The sequence below is a fragment of the Halopseudomonas oceani genome, from assembly GCF_002903165.1.
Classification (GTDB): Bacteria; Pseudomonadota; Gammaproteobacteria; order Pseudomonadales; family Pseudomonadaceae; genus Halopseudomonas; species Halopseudomonas oceani.
On sequence record NZ_PPSK01000026.1, the window covers coordinates 1 to 20,453 of the forward strand.

16 protein-coding genes and 1 pseudogene are annotated in these 20,453 nt (G+C 58.1%); 4 read left to right on the forward strand and 13 right to left on the reverse strand.

What is annotated here, in order from left to right:
- Positions 1 to 60: 60 nt before the first annotated feature.
- The 5 genes from C1949_RS17575 to C1949_RS17600 form a co-directional block, all read right to left on the reverse strand.
- Positions 61 to 903: a bifunctional transcriptional activator/DNA repair enzyme AdaA gene (locus C1949_RS17575; protein ID WP_104739725.1), complete on the reverse strand. Its 843-nt coding sequence runs from the start codon at positions 901 to 903 to the stop codon at positions 61 to 63.
- An 11-nt stretch (positions 904 to 914) separates the two neighbouring features.
- Complete coding sequence (locus tag C1949_RS17580) at positions 915 to 1,679, reverse strand: SDR family oxidoreductase (RefSeq protein WP_104739726.1); 765 nt, start codon at positions 1,677 to 1,679, stop codon at positions 915 to 917.
- 190 nt (positions 1,680 to 1,869) lie between these two features.
- Positions 1,870 to 3,000: a DUF418 domain-containing protein gene (locus tag C1949_RS17585; protein ID WP_104739727.1), complete on the reverse strand. Its 1,131-nt coding sequence runs from the start codon at positions 2,998 to 3,000 to the stop codon at positions 1,870 to 1,872.
- A 623-nt stretch (positions 3,001 to 3,623) separates the two neighbouring features.
- Complete coding sequence (locus C1949_RS17590; protein ID WP_229744418.1) at positions 3,624 to 4,061, reverse strand: hypothetical protein; 438 nt, start codon at positions 4,059 to 4,061, stop codon at positions 3,624 to 3,626.
- A gap of 565 nt (positions 4,062 to 4,626) precedes the next feature.
- Positions 4,627 to 4,941: an NIPSNAP family protein gene (locus tag C1949_RS17600; protein ID WP_104739730.1), complete on the reverse strand. Its 315-nt coding sequence runs from the start codon at positions 4,939 to 4,941 to the stop codon at positions 4,627 to 4,629.
- Positions 4,942 to 5,173: 232 nt separating this feature from the next.
- Here C1949_RS17600 and C1949_RS17605 point away from each other — a divergent pair.
- A pseudogene (locus C1949_RS17605) lies at positions 5,174 to 5,890 on the forward strand (phage integrase N-terminal SAM-like domain-containing protein).
- 74 nt (positions 5,891 to 5,964) lie between these two features.
- On the opposite strand, the gene purL reads toward C1949_RS17605, so the two are convergent.
- Positions 5,965 to 9,861: a phosphoribosylformylglycinamidine synthase gene (gene purL / locus C1949_RS17610; RefSeq protein ID WP_104739754.1), complete on the reverse strand. Its 3,897-nt coding sequence runs from the start codon at positions 9,859 to 9,861 to the stop codon at positions 5,965 to 5,967.
- A gap of 158 nt (positions 9,862 to 10,019) precedes the next feature.
- Between purL and mltF the strand changes: the two genes are divergently transcribed.
- Entirely contained in the window at positions 10,020 to 11,462 is a 1,443-nt protein-coding gene (mltF, locus tag C1949_RS17615) for a membrane-bound lytic murein transglycosylase MltF (protein ID WP_104739731.1), read from the forward strand.
- 332 nt (positions 11,463 to 11,794) lie between these two features.
- Here the strand turns inward: mltF and tadA are convergent, their stop codons facing one another.
- The 4 genes from tadA to cysD form a co-directional block, all read right to left on the reverse strand.
- Entirely contained in the window at positions 11,795 to 12,253 is a 459-nt protein-coding gene (gene tadA, locus C1949_RS17620; protein ID WP_104739732.1) for a tRNA adenosine(34) deaminase TadA, read from the reverse strand.
- Between the two features lie 23 nt (positions 12,254 to 12,276).
- Positions 12,277 to 14,184, reverse strand: a complete 1,908-nt coding sequence (cysN, locus tag C1949_RS17625; RefSeq protein WP_104739733.1) for a sulfate adenylyltransferase subunit CysN — start codon at positions 14,182 to 14,184, stop codon at positions 12,277 to 12,279.
- A 49-nt stretch (positions 14,185 to 14,233) separates the two neighbouring features.
- A complete protein-coding gene (locus tag C1949_RS17630) occupies positions 14,234 to 14,551 on the reverse strand; it encodes a four helix bundle protein (protein WP_308421305.1) in 318 nt (105 codons plus the stop codon).
- A gap of 106 nt (positions 14,552 to 14,657) precedes the next feature.
- Complete coding sequence (gene cysD, locus C1949_RS17635) at positions 14,658 to 15,560, reverse strand: sulfate adenylyltransferase subunit CysD (protein WP_104739734.1); 903 nt, start codon at positions 15,558 to 15,560, stop codon at positions 14,658 to 14,660.
- A 109-nt stretch (positions 15,561 to 15,669) separates the two neighbouring features.
- Between cysD and C1949_RS19565 the strand changes: the two genes are divergently transcribed.
- Positions 15,670 to 15,858 (forward strand): hypothetical protein, encoded by a 189-nt coding sequence (locus C1949_RS19565; RefSeq protein ID WP_211287205.1) that lies wholly within the window; start codon positions 15,670 to 15,672, stop codon positions 15,856 to 15,858.
- Between the two features lie 48 nt (positions 15,859 to 15,906).
- Here C1949_RS19565 and C1949_RS17645 read toward each other — a convergent pair whose 3' ends face one another.
- Positions 15,907 to 16,665, reverse strand: a complete 759-nt coding sequence (locus C1949_RS17645) for a Nif3-like dinuclear metal center hexameric protein (RefSeq protein WP_104739735.1) — start codon at positions 16,663 to 16,665, stop codon at positions 15,907 to 15,909.
- Positions 16,666 to 16,824: 159 nt separating this feature from the next.
- Between C1949_RS17645 and C1949_RS17650 the strand changes: the two genes are divergently transcribed.
- Positions 16,825 to 17,943: a S1C family serine protease gene (locus C1949_RS17650; RefSeq protein ID WP_104739736.1), complete on the forward strand. Its 1,119-nt coding sequence runs from the start codon at positions 16,825 to 16,827 to the stop codon at positions 17,941 to 17,943.
- Here C1949_RS17650 and hisC read toward each other — a convergent pair.
- A complete protein-coding gene (hisC, locus tag C1949_RS17655) occupies positions 17,940 to 18,995 on the reverse strand; it encodes a histidinol-phosphate transaminase (protein ID WP_104739737.1) in 1,056 nt (351 codons plus the stop codon). The two genes, C1949_RS17650 and hisC, sit on opposite strands and share 4 nt — an antisense overlap.
- Before the next feature lie 107 nt (positions 18,996 to 19,102).
- On the reverse strand, positions 19,103 to 20,413 hold the full coding sequence (gene hisD / locus C1949_RS17660) for a histidinol dehydrogenase (RefSeq protein ID WP_104739738.1): 1,311 nt from the start codon (positions 20,411 to 20,413) through the stop codon (positions 19,103 to 19,105).
- Positions 20,414 to 20,453: the final 40 nt, after the last annotated feature.

A 20,453-nucleotide genomic window follows, 5' to 3' on the forward strand; every position in this document is an offset into this window, starting at 1 on the left:
TACCATTTTCTTCCTCATAGGCCGAAGGAACGGAAATCCAGCGCCCGCCGCATAGCATTGTTATAGCGCCACTGGTTTATCCCGCATTTTTTCCCAGGTTTGCACCATGAGCTTCTTCGCTGGTCCCCAGCGGTATCCCCCGAGTGCGCCACTCTGCTGTATAACCCGGTGACAGGGAATCAATAGAGCGACGGGATTTGCGCCGATGGCGTTACCAACCGCCCTCGCAGCTTTGGGGGCGCCTAAAGCCTTCGCGACTTGGCTATAGCTGGCCACCGCGCCCGACGGGATTTTCAGTAGAGCTCGCCACACAGCGACTTGAAAGTTAGTTCCTGTCACATGGAGCGATAGAGGGCCATGCTTGGAGGCAGTATCACTATTAAAAAATGCATCAATAACATAGCGCGTAGATAGAAGGCTCTCACTGATCGAGCCGAGCGGCCAAGCCGTTTGCAAGTTTTCCAGCAACTCTTCCAAGCTGTTGAAGTCCATGAACTCGACCTGGCAAACACCACGCCGGGTGACCGCAACAAACATAGGCCCCAGCGGGGTGGAGTGCACACCGTACTCAATGTGAACCTGTTTACCTCGACTTTTATACTCACCGGGTGTGACGGCCTCCAGCTGCACAAAGTGATCATGCAATCTAGAGCTGCCACTTAACCCGAGCTCATGTGAGACCTCGAGCAAGGAATGAGAATTCTCCAGCAGCACTTTGCCCCGTTCCAATGTCAGGACCTGTAGAAAGCGCTTCGGCGTGGTACCCGCCCAGCGGCAAAAAAGCCGCTGAAAGTGGTACGGACTCAAATGCACATGGGCAGCGATCTGTTCCAGGCTGGGCTGATCCATTGCCCGATCAACCAGATAGTCCATAGCGCTTGCGATTCGCTCATAGTCTGACATGGCGCCGCCTCTCAGACACGATTTATGGATACACCACCATCGACCAGCATCGCAGAACCAGTCGTAAAACTGGACGCATCGGATGCCAGGTACAATGCGGACTGGGCGATTTCATTTGGTGTCGCCATACGCTTGAGCGCATGCAGGTTGTGCACCAACGCCAATGCTTCTGGCGTACTGGCAAATTCGCGCCCCGCTGGCGTATCAGTACCGCCGGGAAGAAGGGCGTTGACCCGGATATTCTGAGGTCCGTGCTCTGACGCGAGCACTTGGGTCAAGCCAATAAGGCCAGCCTTACTGGCTGCATAGGCTGCCATGCCCGGCATTCCTGAAGTGTAACCAACGAAGGTAGAGGTAAAGATCAACGAACCTCCTCTTCGGGCAGCCATGGCGGGAAGTTGGTACTTTGCGCCCAAAAAGGCGCTGGTCAGGTTCGTCGCAATAACCTGATCCCATTCTGTTCTCGACATGTCCGGGACAGGCCCCATAGCACCGAGGATAGCTGCATTGTTGAACGCGATATCCAATCCGCCAAAGCGACTGATCGCCTCATCCACCAACGTTTTGGCAAAAGCCTCATCACCAACGTCGCCTGCGAGTGCCAGTGCCTGCCCGCCTTGCGCATTGATCGAGTCCGCCAGGTCAGCGAGCTCCTTTTGCCGTCTTGCTGCCAACACGACGGCAGCGCCTTCTCTTGCAAATAGCTTCGCTGTTGCGTAGCCAATACCGGTACTGGCACCGGTAACGATAGCAACTTTGTTAGCAAGTATAGTCATCGAACATGCCTCCTGGCTCTGCTCATCAAAAAAGGGCACAGGCCCGAACAGAGGCTATGTTAGGAGCAGGAACGACGACTGCCGACCCGAATCTTGCTGTGCTTCGATTGCATTGCAATGCACTGCTCATCGCTCACCTGAGCGCGACGCGAGCACCTTATCCGAGCGCAGAAAATCTGCCATACCACGATTAACTTCCACTGATTTTGCGCAGAATCGGCTCCAATGGGCCGCGCCCGAAGATCTTGGCAAAAACACCGACCAACATCATGGCAGCAAGAGCGATTGCCAAAGAAACCGGAAGCAAGGCCGCGTGACCGAACGAGTGAAACAACTCCAAACCATAGGCACCGAATACGAAGCCAGCAAGCACCCCTTGAGCAACATAGGATGACAGAGAATTTTGCCCGGCAAGGACCAATAAACGGGGCACTTTAGCCGCTCTTGAAAGACGAATGAAGACATACAAATAAATCAATGAAAGAGCAGGCGCACCGATGGCTATTGACACAAACCCAAGCCAATTCAGCACTTCGTAATGCCCCGGAACGAGACCGCCCACAACCGCAGCGTACAAAGCGTTCAGAGGTAAAGAAACAATAACTAAAAGAGGCAAGCGCTGTTGAATCAAATTCAACCCTTCGCTTTTTTGGGAGAAAAAATCTGTTTTAGCTGCGGCCAGGCCCGCCGCAAAAGCACCAAGAGCTAGCGGGCCTTGAAGGAGCACTAAAAATCCGAGAGTTACAGGCCAGTCCGACAACCTTGCCTCAGTTGCCTCGAGAAAGCCACCTCCCAGAGTGGCGCCTCCCACTGCGGCAACTGAAACAGTCGCATCGGTCATCACGGCATCAATGAGCACCGCAATGATTGTGAGAAAAATCATACTCAACGGCAGCATCCAGGCTGCGAATTTCATTAAGTTCCGAGGCGAATAATCTTTTATCAGCCAAAGAAACAAGCCCAGTAGCGCATACAACACTAAAATATCGCCACTAAACACCAACAACGCGTGACCGACGCCGATAATAGCCAGCCCAGCCAGCCGTCTAAAATAACGCCTCGAAAAAGACTGGCCTTTCGACTCTGCAGACCTTGACTGAACGGCCATCCCCCAACCAAAAATGAAGGAAAACAGGATAAAAAACTTCAACTGAAAAAAACCTTCCACCAGAAAGGCTGCAATTTTGTCGTAAAAACCATCAGGCGGAATAAACACAGACTCTACTGGGAGCGCCATAAAGGGCACATTAACAACGCATATACCAATCAGCGCGGCCATTCTGACAATGTCTACTTCACTACTTCGCTGCAGAGTGTTCATGATATGGTTTCTCTTCGGACATGATGCTCGACACACGTGCCGATTTGTAGCCGCGGAGCGGTGTAGAAGCAGTCACCGTGCTGCCGCTGGCTAGGCATTTCGCACTTCGTTCCAAGTCACGCGCCAAGGGAATGGTAGAGAAAGCCGAGTCCACGTGCCTATGGTTTTCCATTTGCCCTGGTCAGGTGCTTGCAGCCGAGCTTTCACGCATCGGTCACCACGATATTGTTCAATGACCCTCGACTCACCGCCAATAAAGCCGCAAACCGCATCCACATACTCGCTCACGCGTTCAGGATCTGTACAAGGAAACCACCCCAGACAAAAGTGGCCTACCGAAAAATGCAGTTCGTCATAGTTTTGAAGGCAAAGCCATATCTCTTGCTTGATTCCAGGTTGAACTGGAATCGTAACGCTCAGCTCCACAGGAGCATCCCGATCCTCAAGCAGCTTCAACCATGGAAAGCGCGCCTCGATCTCTGCGAGAGCCTTTCTGGCTATTGGCAAGCTGTCTAGCTTCATCGGTGCCTAACGCCCTTGGGTGAAGTGGCGAAGTTTTGCGCCTTCCTTATAAAACGGCAACAGCTTACCCAGGCCCGACTGATGGCAACGGCTGTGTGTTTTTACAATGCTGGCCATGTTGCAACCACACCAATTAAATGAAACAAACCAATAACCACGCAAATAGCCGAACTCCAAACCCAAAAGGCCGTAGTGTTTTGACTTATTTGTGGGTGATTCGTTACAAACGGAGCAATCAACCCCACCAAACCACGGAGCAAGTAAATAGCCGTGATTGCTGATAAAGCCAATTTAATAAAAGGCATGCTCGGCAAAAAACCAGCCCCTGACCACGCACAGCAACCCCAGACAAATAAAACTGAAGCTATACCAAGTGTTATAACCGTCGGTTTCAGTAAGTGCTGCTCAGCCATTTTTGCCATTGACTCCCCCGCCCCAAAAAACCGATACCAGCTTGGACCGCCAATAACAACTCCGACATGCAGGGCTGCTGCTAAAAAACTAAATGATCCCGCAATCATTAAAATTCTAGAATCCACGAAAGATATCCTTATTCCTCATTAACATAACGCCATCCGGACCATCGCCTTGTTAGCTGTTGATGACGGCATTTTGCTTGTAATCGACTTTTCTTTTGCACCAGTAGGGGAAAAACAGCAGTCCGGTTGTCGAGTCCGTGAACCACTCTCCGGACTCCCGCCTCTGAACTGTCCATTTGTGCGGCCTCCCGCCACGGGTAACAATCATGAGCCTGCAATCGGCACTCAGCCCCCACGCGAAACAGTCGAGTGCCTCTTCTTTCGTCTCGAACTCCTCGTGCCAACCTTCAAAAACCGATCGTAAAAGAGCCGCCATTATCAGCAGCCCACACCGTAAATCCGCCTTCTGGCGTAACCGAAATGCGCCTCGACTCTTCGGTGTATTGAAGGTCCGGATACTGCCCAAGCCTGTTCTTTATCTCTGCGATGATGCTCATTAGGTATGTACAGTTAACGCCCTTGTTAACAGGCTAAAAATTGCGGGCTAAAATCGAGCGAAGCGAGATAGCCAGCTGTTTTTGTCCTGTTGAACAGCTTGTTACATTTATACCTGCAAGCTTTAGCTTTACTTAATAGGAGAAAAATTAGAAGCAGATAATATCTTAGACTCTTGCTTTTCTAGCATATTCATTGCCTCAGGAATAAACTCAGATAACCATTCAGCATCTTTATATAGCTCATCTCTTTTTTGAGCCCTTTCATTCAAGTCGTTATATGACCAAATATGAATTACCTGATTAAGCTCACCTATTTCAGTATGCCAATAACCAACCAAAGTAGCATATTTCGATATGATAGGCATTCCAATTTTTTCAAAGTGATTGATATAGTTATTTAACCGCCCAATTTTTATCGTATAAGTTCTCATTTCAAATATCATGCAGATACCTTGATAATTAACACTGAAATCTAACAGTGATTAGATAGCGCGCAGCGCTAATACATAACCGCGCTTTCAGTATAACGTCGGTTTTACATCATACGAAAAGGCAAAAAACCCATAAAAAACAAACACCTAAATATCCTATGGCTTTTTGATTCCGTATTCGCTTGACTTCGAGACTTCACGCCCCTATTTCCACTGTTCATTCATACAGTACTCAGGAGACACCATGGACAGCATCCCGATCAAGCCTCGGCTACGCGAGCAGTTCCGCGCGGTAATTCGCGTCAACCATTACAGTATTCGCACCGAAAAAAGCTATTAGTACTGGATTCGCTACTTTATACGCTTTCACCAGATGCGCCATCCCTTGGAACTTGGGCCTCAGGAGGTGAATGCGTTTTTAAGCTGGTTGGCGACGGATAGGCAGGTCGCAGCGGCGACACAAAACCTTGCGCTCAATGCCATCGTCTTTCTGTATTCACGCGTCCTGGAACAGCCTTTGGGCGATATTGGTGAAACCGTGCGCGTCAAGCGACCTCCCAGGCTGCCGGTGGTACTGACAGATACCGAGGCCATGAGCATCATAGTGCGCTTGACGCAGCCGTATCAGCTGATGTCCTCACTAATGTATGGCTCAGGTTTGAGGGTGGTTGATACCACACGTCTACGTATCAAGGATCTGGACTTTGATCGGCAGATCATCACGGTTCGGGACGGCAACAGCGTGCAACGCGCGGTAAAGGTCGCTGTACGCGCGGCCAGCATTGGCAAAACTGCCGGCTGCCATACCTTTCGTCATACCTTTGCTACTGAACTGCTGCGTCGCGGCAGTGATATCCGTACTGTGCAGACTCTGCTTGGCCACGCCGATGTCAGGACTACGCAGATCTATACACACGTTTTAGGTCAAGGTTTTGCGGGTGTATCTAGCCCATTAGGCTAGGAGGGGCAGCCTGACGCTCACCACAAACAACAACCCCGGCGCGTGGCCGGGGTTGTTGTTTACTGCGCTGGCGATTAACCGATCCAGGCGCGGGCGTTGCGGAACATGCGCATCCAGCCGCCGTCCTCGCTCCAGTCATCCGGATGCCAGGAGTTCTGCACGGCGCGGAATACGCGCTCTGGGTGCGGCATCATGATGGTGACGCGACCGTCGCGGGTGGTCAGGCCGGTGATACCGCGCGGCGAGCCGTTGGGGTTGGCCGGGTAACGTTCAGTCATTCGACCACGGTTGTCGACGTAGCGCAGGGCAACGGCGTTGGCAGCCTCACAGGCGTCAACGGCGGCGCTGTTGGCGAACTCGGCGTGGCCTTCACCGTGGGCGATGGCAATCGGCAGGCGGCTGCCGACCATGCCGTTGAGGAAGATCGACGGCGAGGGCTGGACTTCGACCATGGCGACACGCGCTTCAAACTGCTCGGAACGGTTACGCACAAAGCGCGGCCAGTGGTCGCTGCCCGGGATCAGCTCACGCAGGTTGGAGAGCATCTGGCAGCCGTTGCACACGCCAAGGGCAAAGGTATCGGGGCGGGCGAAGAATGCGCTGAAGGCTTCGCGGGCGATGCTGTTAAACAGAATCGACTTGGCCCAGCCCTCGCCGGCGCCGAGGACGTCGCCGTAGGAGAAACCGCCGCAGGCAACCAGGCCGCGGAAATCGGTCAGGTCAACACGACCGCTGAGAATGTCGCTCATGTGCACGTCGACCGCGCTGAAACCGGCGCGATTGAACGCAGCAGCCATCTCGACCTGACCATTGACACCCTGCTCGCGCAGAATGGCAACGCGCGGGCGAGCGCCCTTGCTGATGGCGGGTGCAGCAACGTCTTCGTTGATATCAAAACTGAGCAGCGCGTGCAGACCCGGGTTGGCGTCGTCGGCGATATTCTCGAACTCCTGATCCGCGCACTCGGCGTTGTCACGCAGGCGCTGAATCTGCCAGCTGGTTTCGCTCCAGGCCTGTTGCCAGACCGCGCGGGTGTTTTCCAGCACCGGCTTGCCGTTGAACTCGAAGCGGATACTCTGCTCGCTACTCGGCTGACCGATCACCGCGCTGCAGTCACCCAGCCCGGCGGCAGACAATTGCGCCAGCACTTCTTCGGTATCGTCCTGCGATACCTGAATGACCGCACCCAGCTCTTCGTTGAACAGCACCTCAGCCAGCGCACCGGCGTCCTGCGCCAGCACGTCGAGGTTGATGTTCAGACCGCAGCGGGCAGCGAAGGCCATCTCGGTCAGGGTGGTGAACAGGCCACCGTCGGAGCGATCGTGGTAGGCCAGCAGCAGTTCGTCCTGGTTCAGCCCCTGAATCACGGCGAAAAAGGCCTTGAGGTCTTCTGCGTCGTCCAGATCTGGCACTTGCTGGCCGATCTTGTTGTAGACCTGCGCCAGCGCCGAGCCGCCCAGACGGTTCTGGCCACGACCCAGATCGATCAAGATCAGGTCGGTCGCACCGTGATCCAGACGCAGTTGCGGCGTCAGGGTCGCGCGCACGTCCTGTACCGGCGCAAAACCGGTGACGATCAGCGACAGCGGCGAGGTGACCGACTTCTCCTGACCGGCTTCATCCCAGCGCGTCTTCATAGACATGGAATCCTTGCCGACCGGAATGGTGATACCCAGCTCGGGGCACAGTTCCATGCCGACCGCCTTGACGGTGTCGTACAGGCGCGCATCTTCACCCGGGTGACCGGCAGCGGACATCCAGTTGGCCGACAGTTTGATGTCGGACAGCTCGTCGATACGGGCCGCAGCCAGGTTGGTAACGGTTTCGGCAACCGCCATGCGGCCGGAGGCCGGAGCGTTGAGCAGCGCCAGCGGCGTGCGCTCACCCATGGCCATGGCCTCACCGGTGTTGACGTCGAAGCTGGTGGAAGTGACAGCGCAGTCAGCCACCGGAACCTGCCACGGACCGACCATCTGGTCACGGGTGACCATACCGGTAATGCTGCGGTCGCCGATGGTGATCAGGAACTGCTTGCTGGCAACCGCCGGCAGGCGCAGCACGCGTTCGGCAGCATCGCTCAGATTCAGCTCGTTGGTGCTGAATTCGTCGCCCTGCTCGGCTTCACGCTCGACGCTGCGGTGCATGCGCGGCGGTTTGCCGAGCAGAACCGAGAGCGGCATATCAACCGGCTGGTTGTCGAAGTGAGTATCGTTGAGCAGCAACAGTTGCTCTTCAGTCGCTTCGCCAACAACGGCAAAGGGGCAACGCTCACGCTGACAGATGGCTTCGAAACGCTCGTAATCGGCGTTCGGCACAGCCATCACGTAGCGCTCCTGAGACTCATTGGACCAGATTTCCAGCGGGCTCATGCCCGGCTCGTCGTTCGGCACGTTACGTAGTTCGAAGCGACCGCCGCGGCCACCGTCGTTGACCAGTTCCGGGAAGGCGTTGGACAGGCCGCCCGCGCCTACGTCGTGGATAAAGGCAATCGGGTTCTTGTCGCCCAGCTGCCAGCAACGGTCGATGACCTCCTGACAGCGACGCTCCATCTCCGGGTTTTCACGCTGCACGGAGGCAAAATCCAGATCCTCGGCACTGGCACCGGTAGCCATGGAAGACGCCGCACCGCCGCCCAGGCCGATCAGCATCGCCGGGCCACCGAGCACGATCAGCTTGGCGCCAACCGGGATATCGGACTTCTCGACGTGGGTTGCACGAATGTTGCCCATGCCGCCGGCGATCATGATCGGCTTGTGGTAGCCACGGGTTTCCGGGCCACGGGGCGAGTCGATGGTGGTCTCGAAGGTACGGAAGTAGCCGTTCAGGTTTGGGCGACCGAATTCGTTGTTGAACGCGGCGCCGCCGAGCGGGCCCTCGATCATGATCTGCAGCGGAGTGACGATACGCGAGGGCTTGCCGTTGTCTTCTTCCCAAGGCTGAACGAAGCCCGGGATACGCAGGTTGGATACGGTAAAACCGGTTAGGCCGGCTTTCGGCTTGCCACCGATACCGGTCGCGCCTTCGTCACGAATCTCGCCGCCGGAACCGGTAGACGCGCCCGGGAACGGGGCAATCGCGGTCGGGTGGTTGTGGGTTTCCACCTTCATCAGGATGTGTACCGGCTCTTCATGGGCGCGGTACTCGTTGCTGCCCGGTACCGGGAAGAAACGGCCTGCGGTGAAGCCTTCGATCACCGCCGCGTTGTCTTTATAGGCAGACAGCACACCTTCGCTGTGCATCTGATAGGTGTTCTTGATCATGCCGAACAGGCTCTTGTCCTGCGCCTGACCGTCGATATCCCAGCTGGCATTGAAGATCTTGTGACGACAATGCTCGGAGTTGGCCTGGGCGAACATCATCAGCTCAACATCGCTCGGGTTGCGACCAAGGCCGGTGAAGCTATCGACCAGATAGTCGATCTCGTCTTCGGCAAGCGCCAGACCTAGGCTGCTGTTGGCTTCAACCAGAGCGTCACGGCCACCGGCGAGAATGTCGACGCGCTGGAACGGCTTGGGCTCGGTGTGGGCAAATAGCGCTGCCGCGGCCTCTAGGTCATCCAGCGCCAGTTCGGTCATGCGGTCGTGCAGCTCGGCTTTCAGCGTCGCGCGATCGTCGGCGGACAGCGTGCCGCTGACGTAGTAGGCAATACCGCGCTCCAAACGCAACACCTGAGCCAGGCCACAGTTACGGGCGATGTCGGTCGCCTTGCTGGACCACGGCGAAATAGTGCCGAAACGCGGCACCACTAGCACCAGTTCGCCAGCCGGCTCTTCAACCGGAACAGACGGACCATAGCGCAGCAGGCGGTCAAGCACCTGTGCAGATTGCTCGTCCAGATCAGCGCTCAGCTCGGCGAAATGCATGAACTCGGCGTACACCCCGGTTACTCCGGCAAGGCGGCTTTGCAGCTTGGCGAGCAACTTGGTACGACGAAAATCGGAAAGGGCTGGGGCTCCACGCAGGATATGCATGTCGGTATCGGCCTCGGAGATGCGAACAGTGGGAAAAAAGAGGCGCATAGGATACCCCAAGCGGGGCGCTGGAGCCATGCCGAGCACAGTCAGCCGATCAGCTGTGCCGATTACGTTGACGACTATTGCCGCACCGCACTTTTGCCTATACTGGCGCCATGCATCGACCAGCCCTTCGCCCCATTCGCTTCAAGGCTCTGGCCATCGCGCTCTGCGCTGTTCTGTTGGCCGCCTGTGAGCAAAGCAGTCAACTGGAGCAGATTCAGGAGGCAGGCTCGCTGCGGGTGATTACCCGCAATACGCCAACCACCTTCTATCAGGATCGCAACGGTGACACCGGCCTGGAGTACGAGCTGGCCAAGCGTTTTGCTGACAGCCTCGGCGTATCGCTGGACATGCAGGCCGCTGATACGGTCGACAGCCTGTACCAGCAGCTGAGCAACGCTGATGGCCCGGCGTTGGCCGCAGCCGGGCTGACGGTCAACCCGGCCCGCAGCGAACAAATTCGCTTCGCAACCCCCTATCTCGACGTCATTCCCCAAGTGGTCTATCGCCGCGGTAGCCGCAAACCACGCAGCATCGAAGAGCTGTACGACAAACGCCTGATGGTCCTCAAGGGCAGTACGCTGGCAGACCAGTTGCGGGCGCTGCAGGCGACCCACCCGGAGCTGAACTTCGAGGAGTCCGACAGCGTTGAAGTGGTCGACCTGCTGCGCATGGTCAACGACGGCGAGATCGACAGCGCCGTGGTCTACTCCAACGAACTGGTGGTCAATCAGGCGTTCTACCCGGCAGTCAGCGTCGCCTTCGACCTGAGCGACAGCCAGCCAATGGCCTGGGCGCTGCGCGAGTACGCCGACACTACCCTGCTCGACGCGGTCAATAGCTTCTTCGCCCAGATCAAGGACGACGGCACGCTGGATCAACTGATCGAGCGCTTCTACGGCCACTCGGACGTACTCGATTACGTTGGCGCCCGCGCCTTTGCCACCCATATGCAGACCCGTCTGCCGCGCTACGAGACCTTCCTGCGCCAGGCCGGCGATCAGAACGGGCTGGACTGGCGGCTCTTGGCAGCCATGAGCTACCAGGAGTCACTCTGGGACCCGGACGCACGGTCAGCAACCGGTGTACGAGGCCTGATGATGCTGACCCTGCCGACTGCCAAATTTGTCGGCGTGACCAACCGGGTCGACCCGCAACAGAGCATCAACGGTGGTGCCCGCTACCTGATCTGGGTGCGCGACCAGATTCCGGCCGACATTCCAGAACCGGATCGCACCTGGTTTGCATTGGCGGCCTACAACGTTGGCCTCGGCCATCTGGACGACGCCCGCAAGCTGACCGCCGACGGCGGCAGAGATCCCAATCGCTGGATTGATGTGAAGGACTTTCTGCCACTGCTGCAGAAAAAACAGTGGTACAGCAAGACACGTTACGGCTACGCCCGCGGCTCTGAACCGGTGCACTACGTGCAGAACATCCGTCGCTACTACGACATCCTGCAATGGGTCACCCAACCGCAGTCCGAATCCCGCCAGCAACCCGCCGAGCAATATCACGCACCGGGGATTCTCGAGCAGTTGCCGGATGGGGTGTAGCGCAGCGCTACACAGCGGCAAGCTATAAGCGGCAAGCCACAAGCTAAAAGCAAAACCACCTCCGCTGGGAAGTGGGTGGTCATAGCCTGGTGCCGCTTTGGCGGAGACGCCGTTGGCTTACTCCGCCCTACAACACCGCGACACAGCGTCAACCCGCAGGGCGGAGTAAGCGAAGCGTCTCCGCGGCATTCACACACGCCTTTGCTTTGTCCGCCCTACAGGGAGGTCGCCGACGAATGGGATGAAACACCTCGCGCGCACCGCCACGCCGCAAAGAACCATAAAAAAACCGCGCGATTCAAGACCGCACGGGTTTTGCTTGAAGCTTAAGGCTACGCCTTACGCCTGTCCCTAAAAAACGCCGACAACAACGCCCCACACTCCTCAGCCAACACCCCACCCTCAACCTGCATGCGATGGTTCATCCACGGTTGATCCAGCACTTGGCTACGGCTGGCGACGGCGCCGGCACGCGGCTCACTGGCGCCGTAGACCAGACGTGCGATACGACTGTGAATCAACAGGCCGGAGCACATGGTGCAGGGTTCGAGGGTGACGTAGAGAGTGGTGCCGGGCAGGCGGTAATTCTGCAGGGCCGTTGCGGCCTGGCGAATCGCGACCATTTCAGCGTGCGCACTGGGGTCAAGACTGGTGATCGGTTGGTTGAAGCCCCGGCCAATCACCTGCCCATCCTGCACCAGCACGGCACCGACCGGGACTTCTCCCCGTTCGGCGGCCAGCCGGGCTTCGGCTAGCGCCAGCCGCATGAAGTCGATATCCGCTGGCGTCATACTCTGCCCTTTTTCGCTGTTGATCAGATCAGCTTGCGCTCGCGCAGCAGGCCAACCACCTGCTCAACACAGCCTTCCAGATCCAGCTCGGCGGTATTGAGGACCAGATCAGCATCGGTCGGCGCTTCATACGGGAACGACACACCAGGGATGGTGCCTTCGACGTTGGCCGCGTAGATACCGGACGGGTCACGCTGCTGGCAGACGTCCAGCGGGGTGTTCAGATGCACCAGCAGGCAACGGTCGCCGAGGATATGACGCGCAGTAGCGCGGCTTTCTTCGGTCGGTGCAACGAAGGCACCAATCGCAATCAGACCAGCCTCGTTCATCTGGCGAGCAATGCGCGCGCCCTTGTGCAGGTTCTCAGCACGGCCGGCAGCGTCCATCGCCAGGCCTTTGCTCAGGTCCTGACGCAAGACCTTGCCGTCCAGCACGTAGCAGGCACGACCACCATCAAACAGCTTACGCTCCAGCGCGTAGGCGATGGAGCTCTTGCCTGAGCCAGACAGCCCGGTAAACAGAATGGTGACCGGCTCCTGACCGAAGCGCTCGGCACGTTCGGTCGCTGTCACGTGCGCCAGACGGCCGTGATGACCACCTGTGGTGTTCTGACCATCCTGCGCCTTGGCAACGATCATGCCGGCACCCACAGTGCCGTTGGTCATGCGATCAATGACGATAAAGGCACCCGAGGTGTGGTTACTCTGATAGTCGTCAAAGGCAATCGGGCGCTCAAGCGCTACCTGCACCCGGCCAATCTCGTTCAGCGCCAGCTGGGCAGCAGGCTGCTGCTCCAGCGTGTTGACGTCGATACGGTGCTGAATACGGGTAAAGGACGCAGGGCTGTAGCTGGTGGCACGCTTGATGTCGTACTTGCGGCCAGGCTGCATCGGTTGCTCGGCCATCCATACCAGTGTCGCTTCGAACTGATCACCGATCAGTGGCAGGTTGTCGGCGTGGCACAGCATGTCACCACGGGAGATGTCGATTTCGTCTTCCAGTGTCAGGGTAACGGCCTGGCCCGGACCAGCCTCTTCCAGCTCACCATCGAAGGTCACGATGGACTTCACACGACTGCCCTTGCCGGACGGCAGCACGGTCAGCTCGTCGCCCTTGCGTACGACACCAGAAGCGACGGTACCGGCGAAGCCACGGAAGTTCAGGTTAGGACGGGTTACCAGCTGCACCGGGAAACGCAGGTCAGTGGTGTTGCGGTCGCTGGCGATCTCGACGGTCTCGAGAATCTCCATCAGCGACGGGCCGGTGTACCACGGGCTGCGCTCGCTGCGATTTACCACGTTGTCGCCCTTGAGCGCGGACATCGGCACGAACTGCACCTTATCGCCGTCGAGCAGCTCCAAACCGGCGGCGAACTGCAGGTAGTCTTCGCGGATCTTGTCGTAGACGGTCTGATCGAAGTCCATCAGGTCCATCTTGTTGACCGCGACGACGATGTGCTTGATGCCCAGCAGCGAGGCAATGAAGCTGTGACGCTTGGTCTGGGTCTGCACGCCGTAGCGGGCGTCAATCAGGATGATCGCCAGATCACAGGTAGAGGCGCCAGTCGCCATGTTGCGAGTGTACTGCTCATGGCCGGGGGTGTCGGCGATGATGAACTTGCGCTTGGCGGTAGAGAAGTAGCGATAGGCAACGTCGATGGTGATGCCCTGCTCGCGCTCGGCCTGCAGACCGTCAACCAGCAGCGCCAGATCCACTTCTTCGCCAGTGGTGCCGGACTTCTTGGAGTCGCGGGTAATGGCTTCCATGTGATCTTCATAGATCATCTTGGAGTCGTGCAGCAGACGCCCAATCAGGGTGCTCTTGCCGTCGTCGACGTTACCGCAGGTCAGAAAGCGCAGCAGTTCCTTGCGTTCGTGCTGGCTCAGGTAGGCCAGGATGTCCTGGCTGATCAGATCGGATTGATGCGACATCTATCAAAGCTCCAAGCTGCAAGCTGCAAGCGACAAGCGGCCCCTGCAGCTATTCGGTAATTCGGTTAATCAAGCCTGTCAGCATTCGCGACAGCTCGCGGGTCTCACTGATCCAGTGTGTGGCCAGTGTCAATTCCAGAAACTCTATCTCCTGCCCCACCATCAACTGGGTTCGCACCTCAGCGCATGAGCCTTTGGCTACGCTGAGAAAATACCGCTTATCGGCGTAGCCTCCACGCTCCATCCCCTCGGCAATGTTACTGGGAATAGACAGCGCGGCCCGTGTCAGCTGGTTACGAAACCCGTAATCGGGGCAGTTTGCAGCGCCCTGTACATGGCAACAGACAACGCCTTTCCACGCTGCCACACTTCAAGCCGTTCAAAATCCATCAGCAACCTCCATGTTGCCTACTCAAGCAGCCCTCCAAAGCGACTCAGCCCGGCTTGCCGCTTGCCGCTTGAAGCTTGCGGCTCTAGAAATAACCCTGACGCTTCTTCTCTTCCATGGAGCCGGCGGAGTCATGGTCAATAACGCGGCCCTGACGCTCGGAGGTCTTGGTCAGCAGCATTTCCTGAATGATTTCCGGCAGCGAGGCGGCGCTGGACTCTACCGCCCCAGTCAGCGGGTAGCAGCCCAGCGTACGGAAGCGAACCATTTTCATTTCCGGCGTCTTGCCGTCCAGCGGCATGCGGTCGTCGTCAACCATGATCAACGAGCCGTTGTACTCAACAACCGGACGTTCGGCGGCGAAGTACAGCGGCACAATCGGAATGCTTTCCAGATAGATGTATTGCCAGATGTCCAGCTCGGTCCAGTTGGACAGCGGGAACACGCGGATGCTTTCGCCCTTGTGCACCTTGCCGTTATAGATATTCCACAGTTCTGGACGCTGATTCTTCGGATCCCAGCGGTGGTGCTTGTCGCGGAAGGAGTAGACACGCTCCTTGGCACGGGACTTCTCTTCGTCCCGGCGCGCGCCACCGAAGGCTGCGTCGAAGCCATATTTGTCCAGCGCCTGCTTCAGGCCCTGGGTCTTCATGACGTCAGTGTGCACCGCGCTGCCGTGGGTGAACGGGTTAACGCCCTGGGCGATACCTTCCGGGTTCTGGTGTACCAGCAGGTCGAGATCCATCTCCTTGACCATCTTCTCGCGGAACTCGTACATCGCCTGGAATTTCCAGCCGGTGTCCACGTGCAGAACCGGGAACGGCAGACGGCCCGGGTAAAAGGCCTTGCGCGCCAGATGCAGCATCACGGCGGAGTCTTTACCGATCGAATAGAGCATGACCGGGTTCTGGAACTCGGCAGCCACTTCACGAATGATGTGGATGCTTTCCGCTTCCAGTTGCTTCAGATGGGTCAGTTTTTCCAGCATGGTGTACTCACGTTGAATGGCTAGCGGCCGCATGGCCCGATTCGACTGGCGGGCATTGTATCAAAGGGTGTTTCTTATAATAAGCAGCCCATCAAGAACCTTCGGCTATATGGATATGAAAAAAGCAGCGGCAAGCGGCAAGCGGCAAGCGGCAAGCGGCAAGCGGCAAGCGGCAAGCGGCAAGCGTAATCAGGGTGAGTGCCGCGACTGGGTCGTCCAGCGCTTCCTGAAGTTCTTTTCACCCTCGCCCCTCCACAACCGAAACCCAGCGCTACGCGACCGTGAGGGTTTTGCTTGAAGCTTGCGGCTTGAAGCTTGTAGCTCAGCGCTACGCGCTTCGCGCTGCCTACACCGGATTATCAACATCGATAAACTGGTGCTCCAGACCGAAGGTTGCGGCCAGATGCTCTCCCAGCGCCTTGGCGCCATAGCGTTCGGTAGCGTGGTGGCCGGCGGCGTAGAAATGAATGCCGTTTTCCCGCGCGGCGTGTACCGTTGGCTCGGAGACTTCGCCGGTGATGAAGGCATCCACGCCCAGTGTGATGGCCTTGTCGATATAGCCCTGCGCCGCACCCGTACACCAGGCAATACGCTTAACCGGACGGTCATGACCGGCAACAAACAGCGGCTCACGCTGGAGCCGCGCGCCTAGCAGCGCCGCCAGTTCCTCGCCCGAGCACGGTGCCGCCAGCTCGCCGGTCAGCCCCACCGAACGGGGGTTGTTCGGCTCAAGTCCACCGCTGATCTGCCAGCCCATCAACCTCGCCAGCTGCACGTTGTTGCCCAACTCAGCGTGCACATCCAGCGGCAGGTGGTAGGCCACTAGGTTGATGTCGTTCTGCAGCAGGGCTTTCAACCTGCGCTGCTTGACGCCAACCACGGCAGCGGACTCGCCACGCCAGAAATAACCGTGGTGCACCAGCAACAGGTCAGCCTGGGCGGCGATGGCGGCATCGACCAGCGCCTGACTGGCGGTAACACCGCTGACGATGCGGCGAATCTCGCTGCAGCCCTCAACCTGCAAACCGTTGGGGCAATAATCCTGGAAACTGCCGCTGTCGAGCAGCTCGTTGCAGTAACGTACCAGCGCGTCGCGATCGACCATGGTGCCTCCGGTGGGGTCAGCTGGAAAAGTCGCCATTGTCCGGCCTCCGCCGAACGGTTACAAGGATGTCACCAATGCCCTGCAGAATCCGCTGCAAGCCCGTATAATGCCGCTCACACCGGTCGGCAACGGCCAGCACAGAAGACGGGTAGGTTTTTGATGAAAGAACTGTCACGCGCGATGGGATGGCCGGTTGTTTGCGGCATCCTGCTGGCTCTGCTGATCATTCAGCAGTTCCCCCAATGGATTGGACTGCCTGCCCACGATATTGTCCTGCGCGAAGTCTCCGAGCCACGCTCCAACATGGGGCTGGTGTCCTACAGCCGCGGCGTGGAACGTGCCGCCCCTGCCGTCGCCAACATCTATACCAGCAAGGCAGTCGAGCCCGGTGCCGACGGCTCGCTGCGCGACTACGCCGACAGCCTGCCCGCACCAGCGCGTCGCCAGTCCAGTCTCGGGTCTGCCGTGATTCTCAACTCTGACGGCTATCTGCTGACCAATAACCATGTAATCGCCGGTGCCGATGAAATTCTGGTGGCACTCAAGGATGGCCGTGAAGCGCTGGCCACCCTGATCGGCACCGATCCGGAAACCGATCTGGCCGTGCTCAAGATCGACCTGCCCAACCTGCCAGCCATCACCATCGACTCCCGTGACGAGCAACGCATTGGTGACGTGGTCATGGCCATCGGCAACCCGTTCGGCCTCGGCCAGACCGTCACCATGGGCATCATCAGCGCCACCGGCCGCAACCAGCTGGGACTCAACACCTACGAAGACTTCATCCAGACCGATGCAGCCATCAACCAGGGCAACTCCGGCGGCGCGCTGGTGGACGCCGAAGGCAATCTGATCGGCATCAATACGGCGATCTTTTCCCAATCCGGTGCAGCGCAAGGTATCGGTTTTGCCATTCCGGTTCGGCTGGCGGTCGAAGTCATGCAGGCAATCATTCAGCACGGCCATGTCATTCGCGGCTGGCTGGGGGTTGAGGTGCAACCACTGACTCCGGAGCTGGCCGAATCGTTCGGGCTGGACGTCAGTCAGGGCATCGTCGTGGCCAGTCTGTATCGCAACGGACCAGCCTGGAATGCGGGCCTTCTGCCAGGTGACGTCATTCTGAAAATCGACGGTGTACCCGCCAACAGCGGCCGTCAGGCGATGAATCAGGTGGCGCGGGCCAAGCCCGGCGATAGCATCAGACTGGATGTATTGCGCAACGGCGAACCCGCAAGCTTCAAGGCTGAGGTTGGGGTCCGCCCGTCGTTCCGGACTTAAAGCAGGGTGTCCAACGCCGCCAGCAGTGCGGCGTTCTGTGCTTCTGTGCCGATGGTAATACGCAGGAACTGATCAATCCGCGGCTGTTTGAAGTGACGCACGATCACTTTATGCTCGCGCAACCCCTGAGCCAGCCCGGCAGCATCGCGATTGCCATGACGGGCAAACACGAAGTTGGCCTGTGACGGCAGCACTTCAAAACCGCGCTCGCCGAGCGCAGCACTCAACGCCTCGCGACTGCGAATGACCGCCTGACGGGTCTGATCAAACCAGCCCTGATCCTTGAACGCTGCAACCGCACCGACGATCGCCAGACGGTCCAGCGGGTAGGAATTGAAGCTGTTTTTGATCCGCTCCAGCGCCTCGATCAAGTCAGCATGGCCGACCGCCAGCCCGACCCGCAGCCCAGCCAGCGAGCGCGACTTGGACAGCGTCTGGGTCACCAGCAAATTCGGGTAGCGCTCAACCAGCGCAATCGCCGTCTCGCCACCGAAGTCAACGTATGCCTCATCAACCACCACGACCGAGTCCGGATTGGCTGCGAGAATGGCTTCGATGCCCGCCAGCGGCAGACCGACACCGGTCGGCGCGTTCGGGTTGGGGAAGATGATGCCGCCGTTGGGCTTGGCGTAATCCGCGGTGTCGATCGTGAAATCATCACGCAACGGCTGCGGTGCCGCCTCGATACCGTACAACCCGCAATAGACCGGATAGAAGCTGTAGGTAATGTCCGGGAACAGCACTGGCTTGCCGTGCTGAAACAACCCATGAAAGATATGCGCCAGCACCTCATCCGAACCATTACCAACAAACACCTGGGACTGCTGAACCCCGTAGTAGCGGGCGATCTCGTCTTTCAGCGCGTCGGCATTCGGCGCTGGGTACAGGCGCAGACTGTCGTTCAGCTCAGCCTGAATGGCATCGACTACCAGCGGCGACGGGCCATAGGGGTTTTCATTGGTGTTGAGCTTGACCAGGTTTTCAACCTTGGGCTGCTCTCCCGGCACGTACGGCACCAGGTCCTTGACGAAGGGGCTCCAGAAACGACTCACGGGCAATCCTCAATTGAGCTTCAAGCGGCAAGCTGAAAGCTTCAAGCCAGACCTCGCGAGCCAAGCCTGCATCGCTCGGCTTGTCGCTTGCAGCTTGAAGCTAACAGCTAGTTCTTAATGCGGTATTCCGCGCTACGTGCGTGCGCTGTCAGGCTTTCGCCACGGGCCAGCACGGAGGCTGTTTTGCCCAGCTCCGAGGCACCGTCCGGCGAGCAGAAGATGATCGACGAACGTTTCTGGAAGTCATAGACCCCCAGCGGCGAGGAGAAACGTGCAGTGCCGGAGGTCGGCAGCACGTGATTGGGGCCAGCACAGTAGTCGCCCAGCGCCTCAGGGGTGAAGCGCCCCATAAAGATCGCGCCAGCGTGGCGAATCTTCGGCAGCAGCGCATCAGGATCAGCAACCGACAGCTCAAGGTGCTCCGGAGCAATGCGATTGGCCAGCTCACAGGCCTGCTGAAGATCATCAACCTTGATCAGCGCACCGCGATTTTCCAGTGAAACGCGCACGATGGCATCACGCTCCAGCTCACCGAGAAGGCGATTCAGGCTGGCCTCCACGGCATCCAGGAAGGCAGCGTCCGGCGACAGCAGAATGGACTGAGCGTCTTCGTCGTGCTCAGCCTGCGAGAACAGGTCCATGGCGATCCAGTCCGGGTCGGTCTGACCGTCGCAGACCACCAGAATTTCAGACGGTCCAGCAATCATGTCGATACCGACCTGACCAAACACGGCGCGCTTGGCGGTGGCCACATAGATATTGCCGGGGCCGACGATCTTGTCGACCTGCGGTACAGTCTCGGTGCCATACGCCAGCGCCGCGACGGCCTGCGCACCGCCAATAGTGAACACGTGATCAACACCAGCAAGACAGGCCGCCGCCAGCACCAACTCATTGATTTCGCCACGCGGGGTCGGCACGACCATCACCACTTCCGGCACACCAGCAACCTTGGCCGGAATGGCGTTCATCAGTACCGAAGACGGATACGACGCCTTGCCACCCGGCACATAAAGACCGACACGGTCCAGCGGGGTGATCTTCTGACCGAGCACGGTGCCGTCGGCTTCGGTATAGCGCCAGGAGTCCTGACGCTGGTGTTCGTGATAGCTGCGCACACGCTCAGCGGCCACTTCCAGCGCGGTGCGCTGTTCAGGCGTAATGCGCTCAAGCGCCAGCTCCAGGCGCGCACGGTCCAATGTCAGATCAGCCATGCCGGCAACCGACAAGCCGTCAAAACGCTCGGTGTATTCCACCAGCGCTGCATCGCCACTGGAGCGCACTGCAGCAATGATTTCTTCAACCCGGTCGTTGACCGCCTTGTCCGAGACACCTTCCCAGGCCAGCAGTGCATCCAGGTGCTGGGCAAAATCGCTCTGATTGGCGTTCAGACGGGCGATTTTCAGCGGCGTACTCATAGCGATACCTTCAGCGGTTCAGGAAACGGGTTAAGTGAAA

Coding starts and splice junctions, on each gene's coding strand:
- C1949_RS17575 (WP_104739725.1), bottom strand. CDS start 903: ATGTCAGACTATGAGCGAATCGCAAGCGCTATGGACTATCTGGTTGAT.
- hisD (WP_104739738.1), bottom strand. CDS start 20,413: ATGAGTACGCCGCTGAAAATCGCCCGTCTGAACGCCAATCAGAGCGAT.
- C1949_RS17580 (WP_104739726.1), bottom strand. CDS start 1,679: ATGACTATACTTGCTAACAAAGTTGCTATCGTTACCGGTGCCAGTACC.
- C1949_RS17600 (WP_104739730.1), bottom strand. CDS start 4,941: ATGATATTTGAAATGAGAACTTATACGATAAAAATTGGGCGGTTAAAT.
- mltF (WP_104739731.1), top strand. CDS start 10,020: ATGCATCGACCAGCCCTTCGCCCCATTCGCTTCAAGGCTCTGGCCATC.
- C1949_RS17585 (WP_104739727.1), bottom strand. CDS start 3,000: ATGAACACTCTGCAGCGAAGTAGTGAAGTAGACATTGTCAGAATGGCC.
- cysD (WP_104739734.1), bottom strand. CDS start 15,560: ATGCTGGAAAAACTGACCCATCTGAAGCAACTGGAAGCGGAAAGCATC.
- C1949_RS17650 (WP_104739736.1), top strand. CDS start 16,825: ATGAAAGAACTGTCACGCGCGATGGGATGGCCGGTTGTTTGCGGCATC.
- cysN (WP_104739733.1), bottom strand. CDS start 14,184: ATGTCGCATCAATCCGATCTGATCAGCCAGGACATCCTGGCCTACCTG.
- purL (WP_104739754.1), bottom strand. CDS start 9,861: ATGCATATCCTGCGTGGAGCCCCAGCCCTTTCCGATTTTCGTCGTACC.
- C1949_RS17645 (WP_104739735.1), bottom strand. CDS start 16,665: ATGGTCGATCGCGACGCGCTGGTACGTTACTGCAACGAGCTGCTCGAC.
- C1949_RS19565 (WP_211287205.1), top strand. CDS start 15,670: ATGGATATGAAAAAAGCAGCGGCAAGCGGCAAGCGGCAAGCGGCAAGC.
- tadA (WP_104739732.1), bottom strand. CDS start 12,253: ATGACGCCAGCGGATATCGACTTCATGCGGCTGGCGCTAGCCGAAGCC.